The organism is Paracoccus alkenifer, assembly GCF_900108405.1.
GTDB lineage: Bacteria > Pseudomonadota > Alphaproteobacteria > Rhodobacterales > Rhodobacteraceae > Paracoccus > Paracoccus alkenifer.
On the sequence record NZ_FNXG01000003.1, the window covers coordinates 420201 to 438081 of the forward strand.

General features: G+C 64.8%; 17 protein-coding genes. 5 read left to right on the plus strand and 12 right to left on the minus strand.

What is annotated here, in order from left to right; translation table 11 throughout:
• Positions 1–5: 5 nt before the first annotated feature.
• The 3 genes from BLW83_RS10410 to BLW83_RS10420 are packed head-to-tail and all read left to right on the plus strand — an operon-like array spanning position 6 to position 3620.
• Positions 6–1283 carry a 2-oxo acid dehydrogenase subunit E2 gene (locus BLW83_RS10410; protein ID WP_090848125.1) on the plus strand — a complete coding sequence of 426 codons (1278 nt, stop codon included), beginning with the start codon at positions 6–8 and terminating at the stop codon, positions 1281–1283.
• A gap of 10 nt (positions 1284–1293) precedes the next feature.
• Positions 1294–2973, plus strand: a complete 1680-nt coding sequence (gene lpdA, locus BLW83_RS10415) for a dihydrolipoyl dehydrogenase (RefSeq protein WP_090848192.1) — start codon at positions 1294–1296, stop codon at positions 2971–2973.
• Positions 2974–3026: 53 nt separating this feature from the next.
• Entirely contained in the window at positions 3027–3620 is a 594-nt protein-coding gene (locus BLW83_RS10420; RefSeq protein WP_090848126.1) for a VOC family protein, read from the plus strand.
• 224 nt (positions 3621–3844) lie between these two features.
• Here the strand turns inward: BLW83_RS10420 and BLW83_RS10425 are convergent, their stop codons facing one another.
• From BLW83_RS10425 to BLW83_RS10435, 3 genes are read right to left on the minus strand one after another with little or no spacing between them, the layout of a single operon-like run.
• Entirely contained in the window at positions 3845–4633 is a 789-nt protein-coding gene (locus tag BLW83_RS10425; RefSeq protein WP_090848127.1) for an ABC transporter ATP-binding protein, read from the minus strand.
• Complete coding sequence (locus tag BLW83_RS10430) at positions 4626–5666, minus strand: FecCD family ABC transporter permease (protein WP_245728779.1); 1041 nt, start codon at positions 5664–5666, stop codon at positions 4626–4628. The genes BLW83_RS10425 and BLW83_RS10430 overlap by 8 nt, the downstream gene beginning before the upstream one ends.
• On the minus strand, positions 5663–6712 hold the full coding sequence (locus BLW83_RS10435) for an ABC transporter substrate-binding protein (protein ID WP_090848129.1): 1050 nt from the start codon (positions 6710–6712) through the stop codon (positions 5663–5665). The genes BLW83_RS10430 and BLW83_RS10435 overlap by 4 nt, the downstream gene beginning before the upstream one ends.
• 101 nt (positions 6713–6813) lie before the next feature.
• Here BLW83_RS10435 and BLW83_RS10440 point away from each other — a divergent pair, with 101 nt between their 5' ends.
• Positions 6814–7545: a substrate-binding domain-containing protein gene (locus BLW83_RS10440; RefSeq protein ID WP_177172546.1), complete on the plus strand. Its 732-nt coding sequence runs from the start codon at positions 6814–6816 to the stop codon at positions 7543–7545.
• Between the two features lie 223 nt (positions 7546–7768).
• Here the strand turns inward: BLW83_RS10440 and dmpG are convergent, their stop codons facing one another.
• The 5 genes from dmpG to BLW83_RS10465 form a co-directional block, all read right to left on the minus strand.
• Complete coding sequence (dmpG, locus tag BLW83_RS10445) at positions 7769–8797, minus strand: 4-hydroxy-2-oxovalerate aldolase (RefSeq protein ID WP_090848193.1); 1029 nt, start codon at positions 8795–8797, stop codon at positions 7769–7771.
• A gap of 12 nt (positions 8798–8809) precedes the next feature.
• The gene (locus BLW83_RS10450; RefSeq protein WP_090848131.1) at positions 8810–9721 is read right to left on the minus strand and encodes an acetaldehyde dehydrogenase (acetylating); all 912 of its coding nucleotides are present in this window, start codon (positions 9719–9721) and stop codon (positions 8810–8812) included.
• 16 nt (positions 9722–9737) lie between these two features.
• The gene (locus BLW83_RS10455; protein ID WP_090848132.1) at positions 9738–11021 is read right to left on the minus strand and encodes a TRAP transporter large permease; all 1284 of its coding nucleotides are present in this window, start codon (positions 11019–11021) and stop codon (positions 9738–9740) included.
• Positions 11018–11500, minus strand: a complete 483-nt coding sequence (locus BLW83_RS10460) for a TRAP transporter small permease (RefSeq protein ID WP_090848133.1) — start codon at positions 11498–11500, stop codon at positions 11018–11020. The genes BLW83_RS10455 and BLW83_RS10460 overlap by 4 nt, the downstream gene beginning before the upstream one ends.
• Positions 11501–11572: 72 nt before the next feature.
• On the minus strand, positions 11573–12577 hold the full coding sequence (locus BLW83_RS10465; protein ID WP_090848194.1) for a DctP family TRAP transporter solute-binding subunit: 1005 nt from the start codon (positions 12575–12577) through the stop codon (positions 11573–11575).
• A 207-nt stretch (positions 12578–12784) separates the two neighbouring features.
• Here BLW83_RS10465 and BLW83_RS10470 point away from each other — a divergent pair, with 207 nt between their 5' ends.
• Positions 12785–14179, plus strand: coding sequence for an FAD-binding oxidoreductase (locus BLW83_RS10470; protein ID WP_177172547.1), 1395 nt, complete (start codon positions 12785–12787; stop codon positions 14177–14179).
• A 27-nt stretch (positions 14180–14206) separates the two neighbouring features.
• Here the strand turns inward: BLW83_RS10470 and BLW83_RS10475 are convergent, their stop codons facing one another.
• The 4 genes from BLW83_RS10475 to BLW83_RS16090 all read right to left on the minus strand — a co-directional run bounded on the left by BLW83_RS10475 (position 14207) and on the right by BLW83_RS16090 (position 17873).
• A complete protein-coding gene (locus BLW83_RS10475; protein ID WP_090848135.1) occupies positions 14207–15010 on the minus strand; it encodes an IclR family transcriptional regulator in 804 nt (267 codons plus the stop codon).
• 628 nt (positions 15011–15638) lie between these two features.
• Complete coding sequence (locus BLW83_RS15835) at positions 15639–15905, minus strand: hypothetical protein (RefSeq protein ID WP_218139114.1); 267 nt, start codon at positions 15903–15905, stop codon at positions 15639–15641.
• Between the two features lie 1077 nt (positions 15906–16982).
• Positions 16983–17714: a GAD-like domain-containing protein gene (locus BLW83_RS10480; protein ID WP_090848136.1), complete on the minus strand. Its 732-nt coding sequence runs from the start codon at positions 17712–17714 to the stop codon at positions 16983–16985.
• Between the two features lie 21 nt (positions 17715–17735).
• Positions 17736–17873 (minus strand): polymorphic toxin type 15 domain-containing protein, encoded by a 138-nt coding sequence (locus tag BLW83_RS16090; protein ID WP_425433949.1) that lies wholly within the window; start codon positions 17871–17873, stop codon positions 17736–17738.
• Positions 17874–17881: the final 8 nt, after the last annotated feature.

Genomic DNA, 17881 nt, shown 5'->3' on the forward strand with positions numbered 1-17881 from the left:
TCGAGATGAGCAATATCGTTAAGATCACGGTCCCCGATCTGGGCGATTTCCGCGATGTGCCGGTGGTCGAGATCCCGGTGTCGGTCGGCGACGTGATCGCTGCGGGTGACACCATCCTGGTGGTCGAATCCGACAAGGCGACGCTGGACGTGCCCGCCGAACTCGCCGGCCGCATCACGGCGCTGCATGTCGGCATGGGCGACAAGGTCAGTCACGGCACGCTGCTGGCCGAGATCGAGACCGCCAAGAGCGACGCGACCGGGCAGGACACGACCGCCGCCCAGCCCGCCGCCCAGCCTGCGGCCGCCCCCGCGGCGACTGCGCTGCCCGCGGCTGCGCCCCCGCCGCCCACGGCCGCGTCACCCGCCACTGTGCCGGCGCCGGCGGATGGCCTGCCGCCCCATGCCTCGCCCTCGATCCGCAAGCTTGCGCGCGAGCTGGGCGTCGATCTGGCGCGCATCGCGGGCAGCGGACCCAAGGGCCGCATCACGCGCGAGGATGTGCAGGGCTTTGTCAAGGCCGCGTTGCAGGCGCCCGCCGCCGGCGGGGGCATCGGCCTTGGCCTGCCCGACTGGCCCCGGGTCGATTTCGCCAAATTCGGCGAGATCGAGCGCAAGCCGCTGTCGCGGATCGTCCGCATCTCGGGGCCGTCGCTGGCGCGCAACGCCGTCGTGATCCCGCATGTCACCAACTTTGACGAAGCCGACGTGACCGAGCTGGAATCCTTTCGCCAAGCCGCCAATGCCGACAAGGACGCGCCGAAACTGTCGATCCTGCCTTTTGTGGTCAAGGCGGCGGTGGCGGCGCTCAAGGTCTATCCGGCATTCAATTCCTCGCTGGATGGCGAGCATATGGTGCTGAAGAAATACTGGAACATCGGCGTCGCCGCCGACACGCCCGAAGGGCTGGTCGTGCCCGTGGTCAAGGACGCCGACCGCAAGGGGCTGCGCGAGATCGCCGCCGAGATGGCCGAACTGGCCGCCGATGCCCGCGCCGGGCGGCTGAAGCCCGCCGACATGCAGGGGGCGACCTTTACCATCTCGTCTCTGGGCGGTGTGGGGGGGACGAATTTCACTCCGATCATCAACGCCCCCGAGGTCGCGATCCTGGGCATGACCCGATCCGCAATCAAGCCGGTCTGGGACGGGCAGGCGTTCCAGCCGCGCCTGATCCAGCCGCTGTCGCTGTCCTGGGACCACCGCGCCGTCGATGGCGTCGCGGCGGCGCGCTTCCTTGGGTTCCTCAAGGATGTGCTGGGCGATTTCCGCCGGATCAGCCTGTGAGGTGCGCGCGATGATCAAGGACGTCTCCATCCCCGATATCGGCGACTTCAAGGACGTCGCCATCGTCGAGATCAGCGTGAAACCGGGCGAGACCATCGTGGCCGAGCAGACCATCCTGATGCTGGAAAGCGACAAGGCGACGATGGACATTCCAGCGCCCTTTGCGGGAACTGTCGCCGAACTGCTGGTGGCCGAGGGCGACCGGGTCAGCGCCGGCACCAGGGTGATGCGGGTCGAGACCGGGGCCCAAGTCCAAGCCGGCACGCCGGCGGCGCCGGCCCCCGCAGCGCCGGCCGAGGCATCGGGCGATCACGCCGAGCTGCTGGTGATCGGCGCCGGGCCGGGCGGCTATACCGCCGCCTTTCGCGCCGCCGATCTGGGCCGCAAGGTGATGCTGGTCGACGCCCGCCCCACGCTTGGCGGGGTTTGCCTGAATGTCGGCTGCATCCCCTCCAAGGCGCTGCTGCATGTCGCCAAGCTGATCGACGATGCCGCCGGGGGCGCGGCCCATGGCGTCAGCTTTGGCGCCCCGCGGATCGACCTGGATGCGGTGCGCGGCTGGAAAAACAGCGTGGTGGGCAAGCTGACCGGCGGGCTGGCCGGTCTTGCACGGCGGCGCAAGGTTGCGACGCTGCAAGGCACCGCCCGCTTTACCGGCCCGCACGAGGTCGAGGTGACAACCCCCGACGGCCCGCGCCGCATCCGCTTTGACCAGGCGATCATTGCCGCGGGATCAAGCCCGGTGCGGCTGCCGTTCCTGCCGGACGATCCGCGCATCATCGACAGCACCGGCGCGCTGGACCTTGCGCAGGTGCCGCCGCGGCTGCTGGTGCTGGGCGGCGGCATCATCGGGCTGGAAATGGCGCAGATCTATCACGCGCTCGGCTCGCGCATCACCATCGTCGAGCGGCTGGATCAGATCATCCCCGGCGCCGACAAGGATGTCGTCAAGCCGCTGACGGCCCGTATTTCGGCCCGCTATGACGCCGTGCATCTTGGCACCAGCGTGACCGCCGTCGCGGCGGGGAAGGCGCTGACCGTCAGCTTCGAGGGCAAGGCCGGCAACTGGCAGGCCGATTACGATGCCATCCTGGTCGCGGTGGGCCGCCGCCCGAACGGCGACCGGCTGGGGGCCGAGGCTGCGGGCGTGACCGTCACCGACCAGGGCTTCATTCCGGTCGACGCGCAGATGCGCACCGGCCAGCCGCATATCTACGCCATCGGCGACGTGGTGGGCCAGCCGATGCTGGCGCACAAGGCCACGCACGAGGCCAAGGTGGCGGCCGAGACCGCCTGCGGCCACAAGGCGGGTTTTGATCCCGTGGCGATCCCCTCGGTCGCCTATACCGACCCCGAGATCGCCTGGGCCGGGCTGACCGAGGCGCAGGCCAGCGCCGAGGGCCGCAGGATCCGCATCGAACGCTTCCCCTGGGCGGCCTCGGGGCGGGCGCTGTCGATGGGCCGCGGCGAGGGGCTGACCAAGATGCTGTTCGACCCCGACACCGGCCGGGTGCTGGGCGCGGCCATCACCGGCCCCAACGCGGGCGAGCTGCTGGCCGAGGCAGTGCTGGCCATCGAGATGGCCGCCGATGCCGCCGATCTGGCACTGACCATCCACCCGCACCCGACCCTGTCCGAAACCCTTGGCTTTACCGCCGAGGCATACGAGGGAACCTTGACCGATCTTTAGGCTAAGGCAGCATGAGCCGGACAACGACAACCCAGACTTACGAGGAGAAAGTCATGATCAAACCCAGACCCATCGCGCAGAAACCCGTTCTGCACCATGTGACCTTCAAGACGACGCGGTTGCAGGAGATGATCGACTGGTATGAGGCCGTGGTCGGCTGCACGCCGAACTTTGCCTTTGAGGGCGCCGCCTGGACCACCAACGACACCGCAAACCACCGCATCGCCTTTCTGACCACGCCGGGCATCAAGGACGACCCCGACAAGGTCGCCCATAGCGGCATCCACCACACGGCCTTTGAATTCGGCACGCTTCAGGCGCTTTTGGACAATTACGAGCGGCTGGCCGAGGTCGGCATCCTGCCCCATATCTGCCTGGACCACGGGCTGACCATGTCGTTCTATTATGTCGATCCGGACGGCAATTCGGTCGAGCTGCAAAGCGACAATTTCGGCAACTGGATCCATTCGGCCCATTGGATGCAGACCTCGCCGGAATTTGCGCGCGAGCCGATCGGGGTCGAGGTGGACCCGCCCAGGCTGATCGCCGCGCTGAAGGAAGGAGTGCCGCTATCCGACCTGCTCAAACGCTCGCGCGAGGGGGCGTATCTGCCGGAAACCCCGGGCGACATCCGGCTGCCGGCATAAGGTCGAAAACGACGTGACGGCGCCCCGCAGTCGCTGCGGGGCCTGTCATGCGGTGATGACCCGCCCCCGCGGGTCGATCATGCCGCCCCGCAGGCAGCAAGACCCGCACCCCCTGCAAGACACCGCGTCAAGGCGGAATGCCCCGCCCTCGCCGGGCTTTGAGCAGGGGTGGGACCGCTTGGCCCGCGGGCGCCTGAAAGATCTGGACGCCCCCTGCGCCGATCTCAGTCATCGCAACAGGGCCGCGCAGAAAGCTGCCGCCCTGCTGCATAGAGCGGCACCACCGAGCGGAACCCGCGGTCCCCGGCCTGCACCTTCAGGATCTTTACCGGCAAGCCATAGAGATTCTCGACCCTCGCCTCGGTCAGCGTTTCGCCAGCGGGTCCGAAAACCGCCCCCTCTGGCAGCATCAGCAGCGCCGTGTCCGCTACGGCGAGCGCGTGGTTGGGCTGATGCGTGGTCATGACCACCGCCAGCCCGCGGTCGGCCAGCATCCGCACGAGGCGCAGCACCCGGTCCTGGTTGCCAAGATCCAGCGCCGAGGCAGGCTCGTCCAGAAACAGCGCCGCAGGTTCGGCCGCGATGGCGCGCGCGATCAGCACCATCTGGCGCTGCCCGCCGGACAAGGCGTCGAAACGCTCGGCCGCCTTGTCGGCAAGGCCGATGACCGCCAGCGCCTCCATCGCCGCCTTGCGATCGCTGTTGCCCGGCATCCGCAGCAACCCGATATGGCGGGCGCGGCCCATCAGCACCATGTCGATCACGCGATAGGGAAAAGCGCGAGAGAAATCCTGCGGCACCAGCGCCGCGGTGCCGGCAACCGCGATCCGTCCCCGGGTCGGTGCACGCAGCCCGGTCGCGACCCGCAGCAGCGTGGATTTGCCGCAGCCATTGGCGCCCAGCACTGCGGTGACCTGGCCCGCCGCGACCGCGAAATCCAGGTCGCGGAACTGCCAGCGGGTGCCGTCCCAGGAATGCGCGGCCCCTTCGGCGCGGATCAGCGGCTCAGCCATCCATCCGCCTTTCCCGCGTCCGCCACAGCAGCACGGCGAACATCGGTGTGCCGATCAGCGCGGTCAGGATGCCCAGCGGGATTTCCGACGCGCTCATGCTGCGCGCGACATCGTCCACCAGCAGCAGGAACGAGCCGCCGAGCAGCGCCGAGGCCGGCAGCAGCACCCGGTGATCGGGGCCGACCAGCATCCGCGCCAGATGCGGCACCACCAGCCCGACCCAGCCGACGATGCCGGACACCGCCACCTGCGCCGAAACGATCATCGCGGTCAGCGCCAGCAGCAGCCAGCGCAGCCCCGCGACCGGCAGCCCCAGGGCGCGGGCATCCTCGTCGCCCATCGACAGGATATTGATCCGCCAGCGCAGCGCCAGCAGCCCTGCCGCGCAGGGCAGCAGCGGCCCTGCCAGCAGCATGACCTTGTCCACATCGGCGGTGGCAAAGCTGCCCAGCAGCCAGAACACGATCACCGGCAGCTTGTCGTGGCTGTCGGCGGTGAACTGCACCAGGCTGACCAGCGCCCCGAAAAAGCCCGAAACCACGACCCCTGCAAGCACCAGCACCAGGATATTGCTGCGCGACACGACCGAGGCGAACAGCCAGACCAGCACCAGCGCCGACAGCCCAAAGGCAAAGGCGGCGCCCACCAGCCCCAGATGCTGCCACCCCAGCAGGATCGCCAGCGTCCCGCCAAAGGCCGCGCCAGACGAGACGCCCACCACCTGCGGGCCGACCAGCGGATTGCGAAACAGCCCTTGCAGCGAGGCCCCCGCCAGCGCCAGCCCCGCCCCGGCCAGCACGGCCATGACGACACGCGGCAGGCGGACCACGACGACCACGCTCCATTCCAGGGGCGTCACCGGCTCGGCCGGCGCAAGCCAGGGCGACAGCAGGATCCGCATCACCCGCCCCGGCGGAATGTCGATCCGCCCGACGCCGAGCGAAGCGATGGCGATGGCGGCCAGCACTGCCGCCATCGCCCATAATACCCGGGTTTCGCGCCGCGAGGCTGCGACGGACAGCACAACGGTCACGGCTGATAGGGCGCGCGGTAGAAGCGGCGGTAATAGTCGTCGGCGCGGGCATCCATGTCGATATCCTCGAAGCGTTCGGGATAAAGCGCCTTGGCCATCCAAAGCTCGCCCAGGGCCATGGCCTCGGGCATCGGATAGCCCCAGGCCTTGGCGTATTCCGGCATCAGCCAGACCCGGCCTGCCGCGACCGCGTCGATGGGCTGCCAGGCCGCGCCGGACCTGATCTCGTCCACCACCTGCGGATAGCGGTCCTGCACAAAGATGACCTGCGGGTTCCAGCCCAGGATTTCCTCCATCGTGACCTGCTTGTAGCCTTGGATGGACTGTGCCGCGACGTTCCTTGCCCCCGCATGGGCCATCATCAGCCCGGTATATTTGCCGGTGCCATAGGTGGTCAGGTCCGGGTTCGCCATATAGGCGCGAACGCGATCCCCATCGGACACGTCGGCAAGCCGTTCGGCGACCAGCGCCCGCGACTCGGTGGCGGCCGCAATCAGTTCCTCGCCGGCCTCCGCCTTGCCGAAGACCTCGGCGATCAGCCGCACGCCGTTGCGAAAGCCGGCGTCATAGGCCGCGGCCTCGTCACCGCCGACCACGGGGCTTTGCTTGACCGCCTCGTCGGGCGACACCTCAAGAAGCGAGATCACCACCACCGGCAGACCGACGGATTCGATCTGCTCGCGCATCTCGGCCGGGGCGTAATTGGTGACGAAGACCACATCGGGATCCAGCGCCAGCAGTTCCTCGATGTTCACGCTGGTCAGGCCGCCGGGCGTGCCGAGATCCTCGATGCCCGGCGCCAGCCGCGCGAAACCGGGGCCGAGCTGCTTTTGCCATTCGTCCAGCACGCCGACGATCTGGCCTTGCGCATCAAGCTGCACGGCGATGTTCAGCGTCTGGTGCTGAAGCACGACGGCACGCCCGACGGTGTCGGGAATGGTCACCTCGCGCCCGATCTGGTCCGTGACGGTGCGGTCGGCAAGCGCGGGCGAAAGCCCCCCCAAGACCAGCGACAAGCCCAGGCCAAGCGTAAGCCGCGACGCCATCCGGCGATCAAAACATGTCATCGATGTCCCTCCGGCCTGTCATGCACAGGCGATTCGATATATCCAGTTAAGCATATCGCGCGAAGCAGGGCAGGATGGGAATGCCGAAAATCACTTTTGCCGTGGCGGGCAGCCTGGCCGGGGCACTGACGGGTTTCGCCCATGGCTTTGCCGTGCGGACCCGGGATAGCGTTGACATTCACCATGGTCCCGCCGGCCTGCTGACCAAGGCGATTCAAGAGGGTCTGCCGGTCGATGTCTTCGTCTCGGCCAGCCCTGAGGGGCCGCAAGCGCTGCATCGGTCGGGCCTGTTCGGTCCGCACCGCATCATCGCCCGGAACCGCATGGTGCTGGCAGCCCGTCCCGGACTGGATGCACCCGCGGGGGATGCGCTGGCGCTGCTGGCCGACCCGCGCTGGCGCATCGGCATGTCGACGCCCCGCGCGGATCCCGGCGGCGATTATGCCGCGGCCTTTCTCGACCGGCTGGTCGCGACCGATCCGGGGCGCTGGCGCGACCTGCGCGACCGCTGCACCGGCCTTTACGGCGCCGTGCTGCCGGTCCCGGACGGGCCGCCCCGCAGCCCGGCGCTTGCGGCGCTGTCCAAAGGCCGCGCCGACATGCTGATCGTCTATGCGACCACGGCCGACCGGATCGCGAAGGCCCTTCCCGGAACACGGATCCTGCCGCTGCCGCTGGAGCTGGCACCCCTGACCGAAATCTGTGCCTGCGTGCGATGCGGGCCCAACGCGCCCGCTCGCCGGCTGCTTGACGAATTGCAGGGCCCAGAGGTGGCCGCCCTGCTGCACAGCCACGGATTTCTGGCCCCTTGATCCCGGCCACCGCCCAGCGCCGGCTGAAACAGGCGGGCGGGCCGGTCAGGGGCAGCCAGGCTTGGCCGTGGCGGTTGGCCCACCGACAGGGATTAGCCAGCGATGCCGCAAGACCCCCGGCTTTCCGCGAGGCCTGGCGATACATGACGAAAGAACCCGGCCGGCCCCGACCAAAAGATCCGCACGGACCCGGCCGCCGCAACGGCAAGGTGATGCCAAGGGGCTACTGCGAGGCAGCCCTGGACCATGTAAGCGCCAGATCCTCGATCATGTCTTCCTGCCCGCCGACCATGCCGCGCTTGCCCATTTCCAACAGCAGATCGCGAGCGGGAATGCCGTAACGCTTTTCCGCACGCTCGGCGAACAGCAGGAAGGAAGAATAGACCCCCGCATAGCCCAGGATCAGCGAGCTGCGGTCAACGCGGATCGGGCGCTCCATCATCGGCACCACCAGATCCTCGGCGGCATCCAGAACCTTGAACAGGTCGATCCCCGTCTCGACGCCCATGCGGTTGAAAACGGCGACAAGCTGTTCGGTCGCGGCATTTCCCGCACCCGCGCCAAGACCCGCCAGCGCGCCGTCGATGCGGTTCGCACCGGCAGCAACCGCAGCCACCGAGTTCGCGATGCCCATGCCCAGGTTGTGGTGGCCGTGAAAGCCAAGCTCGGTTTCCGGCTGCAACGCCTCGCGCATGGCCGAGATCCGGGCGGTCACGCCGTCGGGCAGCAGATAGCCGGCGGAATCGGTGCAATAGACCGTCCGTGCGCCGTAGCTTTCCATCAGCAGCGCCTGTTCGACCAGCTGGGCCGGTTCGGCGCGATGGGCCATCATCAGGAAGCCCACGGTATCAAGCCCGGTCTTGGCCGCATAGGTGATGTGCTGCTCGGCGCAGTCGGCCTCGGTGCAGTGGGTGGCGACCCGCACGCCCGAGATGCCGCAATCCATCGCCTCTTTCAGCGTATCCACGGTGCCGATCCCCGGCAGCAGCAGGGCCGAGATCCGGGCCTGTTTCATCTGCGGCACCACGGCGCGCAGATAATCCATGTCGCTGTGGGCGGCGAAGCCATAGTTGACCGACGACCCGCCGATCCCGTCGCCGTGGCTGACCTCGATCCAGGGAACGCCCGCATCGTCGGCGGCCGTCGCCACTGCCACCATCTGGTCCAGCGACATCTGGTGGCGGACCGGGTGCATCCCGTCGCGCAGGCTCATCTCGTGCAAGGTGACCTTGCGGCCTTTGATATTCGACATGTCAGCCATCCTTCAGCTTCGCGCCGGCAGCACGAAATTACCCTTGTCCGCCTCTTGCGCGAACAGCTCGGCCGTCCGCAGTGCGGCCGCCGTCATGATGTCCAGGTTGCCCGCGTATTTCGGCAGGAAATCCCCCAGCCCCTCGACCTCGAGAAAGATCGAGACCCGGTTTCCGTCAAAGACCGGCCCGTTCACCAGCTTGTAGCCGGGGACGTATTTCTGCACCTGCTCCAGCATCGCATGAACGCTGGCGGTGATCTTGTCCTGATCGGGTTCGTCCTCGGTCAGGACGTGGACGGTGTCGCGCATCAGCAGCGGCGGCTCGGCCGGGTTGACGATGATGATCGCCTTGCCTTGTTTCGCGCCGCCCACCGCCTCGATGGCGTTGGCCGTGGTGCGGGTGAATTCGTCGATGTTCTGGCGGGTGCCCGGACCGACCGATTTCGACGAAACCGAGGCGACGATTTCACCGTAGGCGACCGGCTGGACCTGACTGACGGCGGCGACCATCGGGATGGTGGCCTGGCCGCCGCAGGTGACCATGTTCACGTTCATCTCTACCTCGCGCGCGTGTTGCGCAAGGTTGACGGGCGGGACGCAGAACGGCCCGATGGCAGCGGGCGTCAGGTCGATCATGATCACGCCCAGATCGTTCAGCTTTCTGGAATTCTCGGCGTGGACATAGGCCGATGTCGCGTCAAAGGCGACGCGGATGTCGTCGGCCAGCACATGGTCCAGAACTCCGTCCACGCCCGTCGCGCAGGTCTTGATACCCATGGCTTCGGCGCGCTTCAGCCCCTCGGACGTGGGGTCGATCCCTACCATCCAGACCGGCTCGATCCAGTCGGACCGCTTCATCTTCATCAGCAGATCGGTGCCGATATTGCCCGGACCGATGATGACAGCCCTGAGTTTCCTGCTCATTGGCGTTTCCCTTTCATTACATTCCGAACAATGCGGGCAGGCCCAGCGACAGCGCGGGGACATAGGTGATCAGCAGCAGCAGCAGGATCATGACCACCAGCGGGCCGACCGCCCCCTTGACCACGGATTCAAGCGGATGACCCGAGATCCGCGAGGCGACGAACAGGTTCACCCCCACCGGCGGCGTGACCATGCCGATGGCAAGGTTGACGATCATGACGATGCCGAAATGTTCGGCGCTGATGCCAAGGGCCGTGGCCAGCGGCAGCAGGATCGGCGTCAGGATGATGATCGCGGCAATCGTTTCCATGAATGTGCCGACGATCAGCAGGATCACGTTGACCGCCAGCAGCAGCAGCCATGCCTGGTCGATGGTCGAGGTGATGGCATTCGACAGCGCCATCGGCACCCCTTCGATGGCCAGCGCGCGGCCAAAGATGGTGGCGGTGCCGACGATCAGCATGATCGTGGCCGAGGTCAGCGCCGAGCCTGCGATGATGCGATAAAGCGAGGCGACCGAGATCTCGCGATAGACAAAGGCGCCGACGACGAAGCCGTAGATGACGCCGACGGCAGCGGCCTCGGTCGGGGTGAAGATGCCGCCATAGATGCCGCCCAGAATGATGACCGGGACCAGCAGCGCCCATTTTGCCTCGTTCAGGATCGCCAGTTTCTGGCGTCCGCTCAGCCGCTCGTCCGAGGGTGTCAGGCCCTGGCGGCGGGCGTCATACCACGCATAGAGGATCAGCGCCGCACCGATCATCAGGCCGGGGATCGCCCCGGCCATGAACATCTTTGACACCGAGACGTTGGCCGAGGTCGCATAGATCACCATGGGGATCGACGGCGGGATGATGACCCCCAGCGAGCCGGCACTGGCCACAAGGCCGGCCGAACTGCCCGGGCGATAGCCGTCCTTGACCATGGCCGGCAGCAGGATGGTGCCCACGGCTGCCACAGTCGCCGGACCCGAACCCGAGATCGCCGCAAAGAACATGCAGGTCACGACCGCAATGATCGCAAGCCCGCCGGTATAGCGGCCAAAGAACATCCGGCCCACGTCGACCAGGCGCTTGGACAGCCCGCCCTGGCCCATCAGGTCGCCGGCGAGAATGAAGAACGGCACGGCCATCAACGGGAAGCTGTCGATCGAGGTGACAAGCCCCTGCGGGACATACGACCCCGAGACCTTGCCCGAAACGAGCAGCGCCACCGTCGAGGCGATGCCCAGAGAGATGGCGATGGGGACCGACAGCAGCAGCAGGACGGCCAGCAGGCCGAAAAGGATGAATGAGATCATGCCCGGCCCTCTGCGCGCATGGTCCGCAAATCAAGGAAGATGCGCTGGATCAACCGCAGCACGGTCAGGCTGAAGCCTGTCAGCGGCGCCAGATAGACATAGCCCATGGGAATCCCCAGCGAGGCCGATTTCTGGCCAAAGCGAAAGGTCTTTTCGACCATGAACCAGCCTTGATACATCACATAAAGCGCGAAGGCGCCAAAGATGAGATGGGTCAGGATCCGCACCGCAACCTGGCTGTGCTGCGACAGCAGGTCGGTCACCATGGTGACCCGGATATGCGCGCCCTTTTGCACGCCATAGGCGATGCCCAGATAGGTCGCCCAGATGAACAGATAGCGCGCCAGTTCCTCGGACCACGACAGCGACGCCCCCATGACATAGCGCATGAAGATTTGCAGTCCGATCAGAAGCGACATCGCCGCCATGAGAAGGACGATGATCGCCTCCTCGAAATGCTCGTTGATGAGCTTGATCATGTTGTGTCCCGATGTCCCTGGCCCCGCCGGGCGGCAGAAGAAAGGCTCCGGCAGGACCGGAGCCTTGAAGCATCAGTTCTTGCCGGTGGCTGCCAGCAGGCGGTCGACCAGCTCGGCACCCGCCTTCTGGCGGACCAGATCGACAATGGGTGCGACCTTGGCGGCAAAGGCTTCTTTCTGCGCCGGCTCCAGCTCGACAAAGGTCACGGTGGTCATGGCGGCTTCGGCGGTATCATCGGCCTCGGCGGCCAGTTGACGCTGATAGGCGGTGGCGTTGATCACGGCCTGATCGAAGATTGCCCGGTCCTCATCCGACAGCGCCGACAGTTTTTCGGGGCTGGCAAGCAGCGGCCAGGGCGAATAGATGTGGTTGGTCTTGACGATATAGTTCTGAACTTCGTTGAACTTCATGTCGTAGAACAGGTTGATCGGCCCTTCCTGCGCATCAAAGGTGCCCTGCTGCAACGCGGTGAACAGCTCGTTGAAGGCCAGCGGCGCAGGATTTGCACCGATTTCGCGCCAGGTCGCGATATGAACCTCGTTTTCCATGGTGCGCATCTTGACGCCCGCCAGATCCTCGGGCGAATGCACTTCCTTGCTGGCGGTGGTCAGCTGGCGAAAGCCGTTTTCCCAATAGCCCAGCCCGACGATGCCCGAGCTGTCCAGGCCCGCCAGGATTTCCTTGCCGATCTCTCCGTCCAGCACCTCATAGGCTTGCTGGCGGTTGTCGAACAGGAACGGGATGTCAAAGGCAAAGAACGCAGGCGAGAATGCCGCAACCGGGGCCGATGACACAAAGGTCAGGTCGATATTGCCGAACTGGATATTCTCGACCGCCTCGCGTTCGCCGCCAAGCTGCGCCGAGGGGAAGATTTCCAGCCCCACCCGACCCTCGGTCTTTTCGCGCAATTCCTTGTCCAGCAATTCCAGCGCCTTGTGGCCGGTCGAGGTGGTGGCCGACGCATGGGCTGCACGGAACAGCACCTCGGGCTCGGCCAGGGCGGGGGCGGCGGTGATCGCGCAGACCAGTGCGGCGGACAGGAATGCCGGGGCAATCCGAGAAGTATGAAGCGACATGTTGTTCTCCCTGATCGGGGTGCGGTTCCCTTCCGCCGTCCCGAAACCCTTGTTGCGAGACATCGCAAATGCCCGGCTCCTCCGCGCCCGCAGCGTCTCTTGCCATCGGCAATGCCGAAACTTCGCATAAATGTCAACTTCTACAACGCGTTTGCAATATATGAGAAATCATGTGAGCAGACGCCATCAACGGGTGGGACTGGAACGATGCCGCAAAGCCACAAGCGTATTGTTATTGAAAGACTTGTCGCAGCCCTCGGTAAGGACGGGCTGAAAACCGCGCCGGCGATTCCCGATGCCTGCCTGCGCGATTGGAGCGCCGAACGCGGCGGAATGCCGCTGGCCCTCGCAACCCCGGAAAATACGAATCAGGTATCTGCCGTCCTGCGCATCTGCCATGACGCGGGCGTGCCGGTCGTGCCGCAGGGCGGACGGACGGGGCTTGCCGGGGGCGCCGTGCCCAGCGAGGGGGCGGTGCTTCTGTCGCTGGCAGCGATGAACCGCATCGAAGAAATCGACGCGGCCTCGGGGTTGATGGTGGTGCAGGCCGGTTGCGTTCTTCAGGTCTTGCAAGAGGCTGCCGAGGCCGCCGGACGCAGCTTGCAGCTTGATCTTGGCGCGCGGGGATCGGCGCAGATCGGCGGAAATATCGCCACCAATGCCGGTGGAAACCGGGTTATCCGCTATGGCATGGCGCGCGAACTTGTTCTGGGGCTGGAGGTCGTGCTGGCTGACGGAACCGTGCTGCCGATGATGAACCGGATGCCCAAGAACAACGCGGCACTGGATCTCAAGCATCTGTTCATCGGATCCGAAGGCACGATGGGGATCATCACGCGGGCGGTCCTGCGGCTGCATCCCCGCGTTGCAGGCGCCAATGCCGCCCTGGTGGCGATTTCAGGCTTTGCCGAGGCTGCGGGATTGCTGGCCCATGCACAAAAGACGCTGTCCGGGCGGGTGACGGCGTTCGAACTGATGTGGGCCGACTACTATGACGCCGTCCTAGCGGTGACCGGCCGCCGGCCGCCCGTGACCAGGGGGCATCCGGTCTATGCGCTGATCGAGATGCAGGGCGCGGATCCCGACCGGGAACGCGACGACTTTCAGGCCATGATGGAACAGGCATTCGAGGCCGGGCTGATCCAGGATGCCGCCATCGCCATGTCGCAGCGCGAGGTCGATGATTTCTGGGCGCTGCGCGACGGGGTGGCCGAAATCCTGCCGCATTGGGCGACCACGATCAATTTCGATGTCTCGGTCCCCCTGGCCCGGATCGGAGATTGCGTCGATGACATCCGCGCCGCCCTGAAGGATCGCTTTCCGGCCCTGCAATTCATGTTCTTTGGTCACGCCGGCGACGGCAACATCCATCTGGTAGCCGGCCCGATCGAGACCGTGGATCCGACCGGCCACGGCATCGAAAGCACCGTCTATGACCTGATCCGCAGCTATGGCGGATCGGTTTCAGCGGAACACGGGATCGGGCTGCACAAAAAGCCCTGGCTGTCCTATTCCCGCAGCGACGCAGAGCTGGATCTGCTGCGCCACATGAAAGGGCTGCTGGATCCCAAGGGGATCCTGAACCCCGGCAAGGTGATTTGAACAACGGGGCGAGCCACGCGGCCTGCCCTATTTTCCCGGCCTGTAGCCCAGGCCCGTGGAAATTTGCAGCGCGGCGGATTTCACGACCTCGATCAGATCCTGCATCCGCTGCTCGCTCATGTGTTCGATGGTCGAGGAAACCGAGATCGCCGCAATGATCTGTCCGGTCGCGTCGCGCAGGGGGGCCGCCACGCAGCGGATCGACGCCTCGTCTTCGCCCAGATCAAAGGTGAAATCGCCCTTTTGATATTGCTCTTGCCGTTCAAGCCACAGGCTTTCGGGCACGGGGTAGTTCATCAGGTGATGGTCGCTGCGATACAGCTCGGCAAGCCGTGCCTTCCCCCAGTCGAGGATCAGCGCCTTGCCCACCCCCGTCGAGACCACCGGCTTGCGTCCGCCCACGCGCGATGAAATCTCGACCGCGCGGTTGCCGCGCAGCTTGTCGAGATAGCTGACCTCGCCGTTTTCCATCCGCGCCAGATGGACCGTGTCCCCGGTCTTGCCCGACAGTTCCTCAAGCCAGGGCCGGGCATGGCGGACCAGGTCGATGCGGGAATGGGCGGCAAAGCCCAGCTCGATCAGGCGCGGCCCAAGCGCGACGCTGCGCATGTCGGTCAGCTTGAGGTAACGGCGCTCGACCAGGACCGACACCAGCCGGTGGACCGTCGAATAGGTCAGCCGCGTCGCGCTGGCGATATCCGCGATTGTCGCCGGCCCATCGGCCACGGCGTCGATGATCTGAAGCCCGCGCACAAGGGTCTGGCTGCGCTGCGGCTCTTTGGCCGTCGCGCCCTTTTCAAGGGATCCATGGCGGGGCGCGGTATGCTGCATGATGGCCTCGGCGAACTCAGCATATCCTAGGCACTCGGCCAGAAAGTTCCAAGACCCGCGCCGATGCCGGCCGATGTCCGGCCTGCATCGGCCTGCCCGTTGAGGGTCGCAAAGCTGATCCTCTTTCCGGCGGCGGGTCTGTTTTCGCCTGCCTTGGCGCCAGGGGGCTGCATCCCGAATACCCGGTCCGTTCTGATGACCCGAACGAAAGCCCATCAGGTATTCATATGATTTCAATCATATATGCCTTGCCAGGCAGAGGCAGGCCACCATACTGCAAGAGGTTGCAGCCGCTCGATCAGCCATCCCGTTGAACGGCCTTGGGGGTCGAATGGCCAAGTAACGATTCGACGACTTGCCACGCCTCGGGGAGCACCAAAGCCCCTGCGGGACGCGGGACACAGACAAGGCGGTGCATGACATTTGCCACCGCGCCATCACTGTGCCGCTCGGGATCCTTCCCGCCAAAGGGGGCTGACAGCCAACGGCCAGCCGACCCGGACCCTGCGCAACCCGGCCTCGGTTTCGGTTTAGGACGCCCGCGGCACCGCGCAGCGCCGGGGCGGAAAGATCAGCAGGCTGGCCCATGCGTCGCGGCCCCCTGATCCCGCCGGCGCGACGCCCCTGGTCAAGCGCCACAGGAAACGAAGCGGCCGTTGCAGAGGCAAGCCGAAGTGCGCTTGACTGCCTTGCAGCAGCCCCCTACGCGGCCACAGATCCAGACGCTTTTACGATTTTCGACATAGATGCGGGTCAGGGCGGCTTCTTCGACGGGCAAGTTGAGTTCCTCTGGGGCCTGACCATTCCAGTAGCACAGCACCGAACCTGTGCCCGGCCCGGCCTCGCCGCAGGTGTAGAGGGCGTCTCGGGACGGGCTCGGTATGTCGTGGAACATGATGTTGCGACATGCACGGCAGGCGACCGTCTACGTCGCCCACTCTATCCAATCCTGCGAAAGAAGCCCTTCTGCATCTGGTTTCCGTTTGCTTTCCATTTCTGGATCAAGCAGCAGGGAAGCCTTCAAAAATCCTCTTTTTTACGCCCCCCAAATGAGATAAATTCATCCTCCAATTACATACAGGAACTTGTGGATCTGTTTCAGAGTCAGCACCCGCCTGTAGAGCTTACAATCCAAATTAGCTGCGCCCATCCTTCGACCCTTTCCTGATGCCATTTCTGGCGCGACAAATTGTAAATACCGCCCTCGGCCCGAGCAGCGTCAAACTACCGCCCCCAAAACAGGCTAATCGTCACGGCCATGCACCCACCCAGGAACACGGCGACCATGCCACGGCATTGTAGGCGAATGGAATCAGGTCATTCACTTTATAGCTAAGACCGTTAGTGAAACCGCCGCCATAACCAGACGCAACTGGCCGAGATCTAAAACTCAATCCTAACCACCGCTGAACGACCCTCTACCTTGCTCAGTCCAGTAGCTCAGAAGAAAACCCGACAAGAGGTACGCCAGCGGATAAGTTGCCCTCCCGTCGGATAGTTCGGATAAGACGGTGCCGCTTGCTTTGCGACTAACTAGTTAAAATGCTCATCTTCCTGCATTCAGGCACCTTTATTCCCTTTTGGGCGCGGGATCGACGTAAATCTCAAGACTAACCCGCACCAAAGGGCAACCATTACACTATTGCTCTCTGGCGTAATTTTTCAGCCCTTGCGAGCCCCCGCCCCGCCCGAGATCATGCCGGGGCTGCGCATGACCGCGACGGCGTCGCATTTTCGCATCAATCTATCAACCACAACAAGAACCGTGAACAATTTAAAATAATATTCAATTCAATACCCGCTACACCTGTCGAGAAATTTTCCGCAAATATACGCACCGCAATCCCCAGCGGGGCTATTAATCAACTCCACCCATCCCCGCCACAGCGACAAACACCCTGTTTGCGACTTCCTGCGAAACTCGCTGCGTCTTATGCGCTTTCCGCCAGGTTTCCGGTGAGGGGCTTCGGCTTCACTCGATCAGCCGGTCATGGCCGATTGTCCGAACCGGCTCGAGCTGACCAAATGGTTTGCGTCCGCCCTCGTCGGGGGAAATGTAGCGTGTCCGTGTGAAGGGTTGGGTCTGGATCAGGAAGCCCAGATATTCGACCAGCCCGCCGATCGAGAAATCTTCGGCGACGCCATCGCCGCCCAAAAGGAAATGCGGGGTCATGACATAGACCTGATCCTCGCGGATTGGCCCAAGCCGCGCCAGAACCGCGTCAAACACCGGCGTGCCGTCCACCGCATTGGCCCAGCTGTCATCCCGGGCGACAGCCCTGTAAACAGGACCGGCTACGGCCAGATCGTCATCGAACGGCCGTTCACCGTTGATGACCTGCACCGTGATATCGGTATTGGATACTTCAGCGAGATTCGTCGCGATGGAGACAAGTTTCAACCTGGGATGCCAGGCCTTGATATATCCGAATGCATCCCGCAGATAGGGGATCACTTCGCCCGGACGGATTTCGGGATCGTCCTTGAACAGGGTTTCCATGACCGGCCTCAACTGTTCAGGATCACACAACCAGTAAAGCCCATTGCGCCAGCTGCCGCGTCCGTGGTTCAGCCAGAACTCGATCATGGCATCCGGGATCCGGCCCCGGTAACGTTCGGCCTCGGCCTGGCTGATCGGGCCATCGCCCTGCGGCGGTCCGAATTCATCCAGAACTTCCTGCAACGGGTAGCGCTTCGGTCTCATAAACCAGTTCCCCTTATTGTGCTATTGTGCCACCAGATCGACCCGCATCATCGGGCAGCCGTTTCGGGCCAGTTCCGCTGCATGGCGATCCAGCGCCCCACTGCGGCGATCCGCCGTCCATTGCGGGCCGATCGAACTGTTCTCAACCGCACCGCCCATGCCGGATA

Coding starts and splice junctions, on each gene's coding strand:
- BLW83_RS10410 (WP_090848125.1), top strand. CDS start 6: ATGAGCAATATCGTTAAGATCACGGTCCCCGATCTGGGCGATTTCCGC.
- lpdA (WP_090848192.1), top strand. CDS start 1,294: ATGATCAAGGACGTCTCCATCCCCGATATCGGCGACTTCAAGGACGTC.
- BLW83_RS10420 (WP_090848126.1), top strand. CDS start 3,027: ATGATCAAACCCAGACCCATCGCGCAGAAACCCGTTCTGCACCATGTG.
- BLW83_RS10425 (WP_090848127.1), bottom strand. CDS start 4,633: ATGGCTGAGCCGCTGATCCGCGCCGAAGGGGCCGCGCATTCCTGGGAC.
- BLW83_RS10435 (WP_090848129.1), bottom strand. CDS start 6,712: ATGGCGTCGCGGCTTACGCTTGGCCTGGGCTTGTCGCTGGTCTTGGGG.
- BLW83_RS10440 (WP_177172546.1), top strand. CDS start 6,814: ATGCCGAAAATCACTTTTGCCGTGGCGGGCAGCCTGGCCGGGGCACTG.
- dmpG (WP_090848193.1), bottom strand. CDS start 8,797: ATGTCGAATATCAAAGGCCGCAAGGTCACCTTGCACGAGATGAGCCTG.
- BLW83_RS10450 (WP_090848131.1), bottom strand. CDS start 9,721: ATGAGCAGGAAACTCAGGGCTGTCATCATCGGTCCGGGCAATATCGGC.
- BLW83_RS10455 (WP_090848132.1), bottom strand. CDS start 11,021: ATGATCTCATTCATCCTTTTCGGCCTGCTGGCCGTCCTGCTGCTGCTG.
- BLW83_RS10460 (WP_090848133.1), bottom strand. CDS start 11,500: ATGATCAAGCTCATCAACGAGCATTTCGAGGAGGCGATCATCGTCCTT.
- BLW83_RS10465 (WP_090848194.1), bottom strand. CDS start 12,577: ATGTCGCTTCATACTTCTCGGATTGCCCCGGCATTCCTGTCCGCCGCA.
- BLW83_RS10470 (WP_177172547.1), top strand. CDS start 12,785: ATGCCGCAAAGCCACAAGCGTATTGTTATTGAAAGACTTGTCGCAGCC.
- BLW83_RS10475 (WP_090848135.1), bottom strand. CDS start 15,010: ATGCAGCATACCGCGCCCCGCCATGGATCCCTTGAAAAGGGCGCGACG.
- BLW83_RS15835 (WP_218139114.1), bottom strand. CDS start 15,905: ATGTTCCACGACATACCGAGCCCGTCCCGAGACGCCCTCTACACCTGC.
- BLW83_RS10480 (WP_090848136.1), bottom strand. CDS start 17,714: ATGAGACCGAAGCGCTACCCGTTGCAGGAAGTTCTGGATGAATTCGGA.
- BLW83_RS16090 (WP_425433949.1), bottom strand. CDS start 17,873: ATGGGCGGTGCGGTTGAGAACAGTTCGATCGGCCCGCAATGGACGGCG.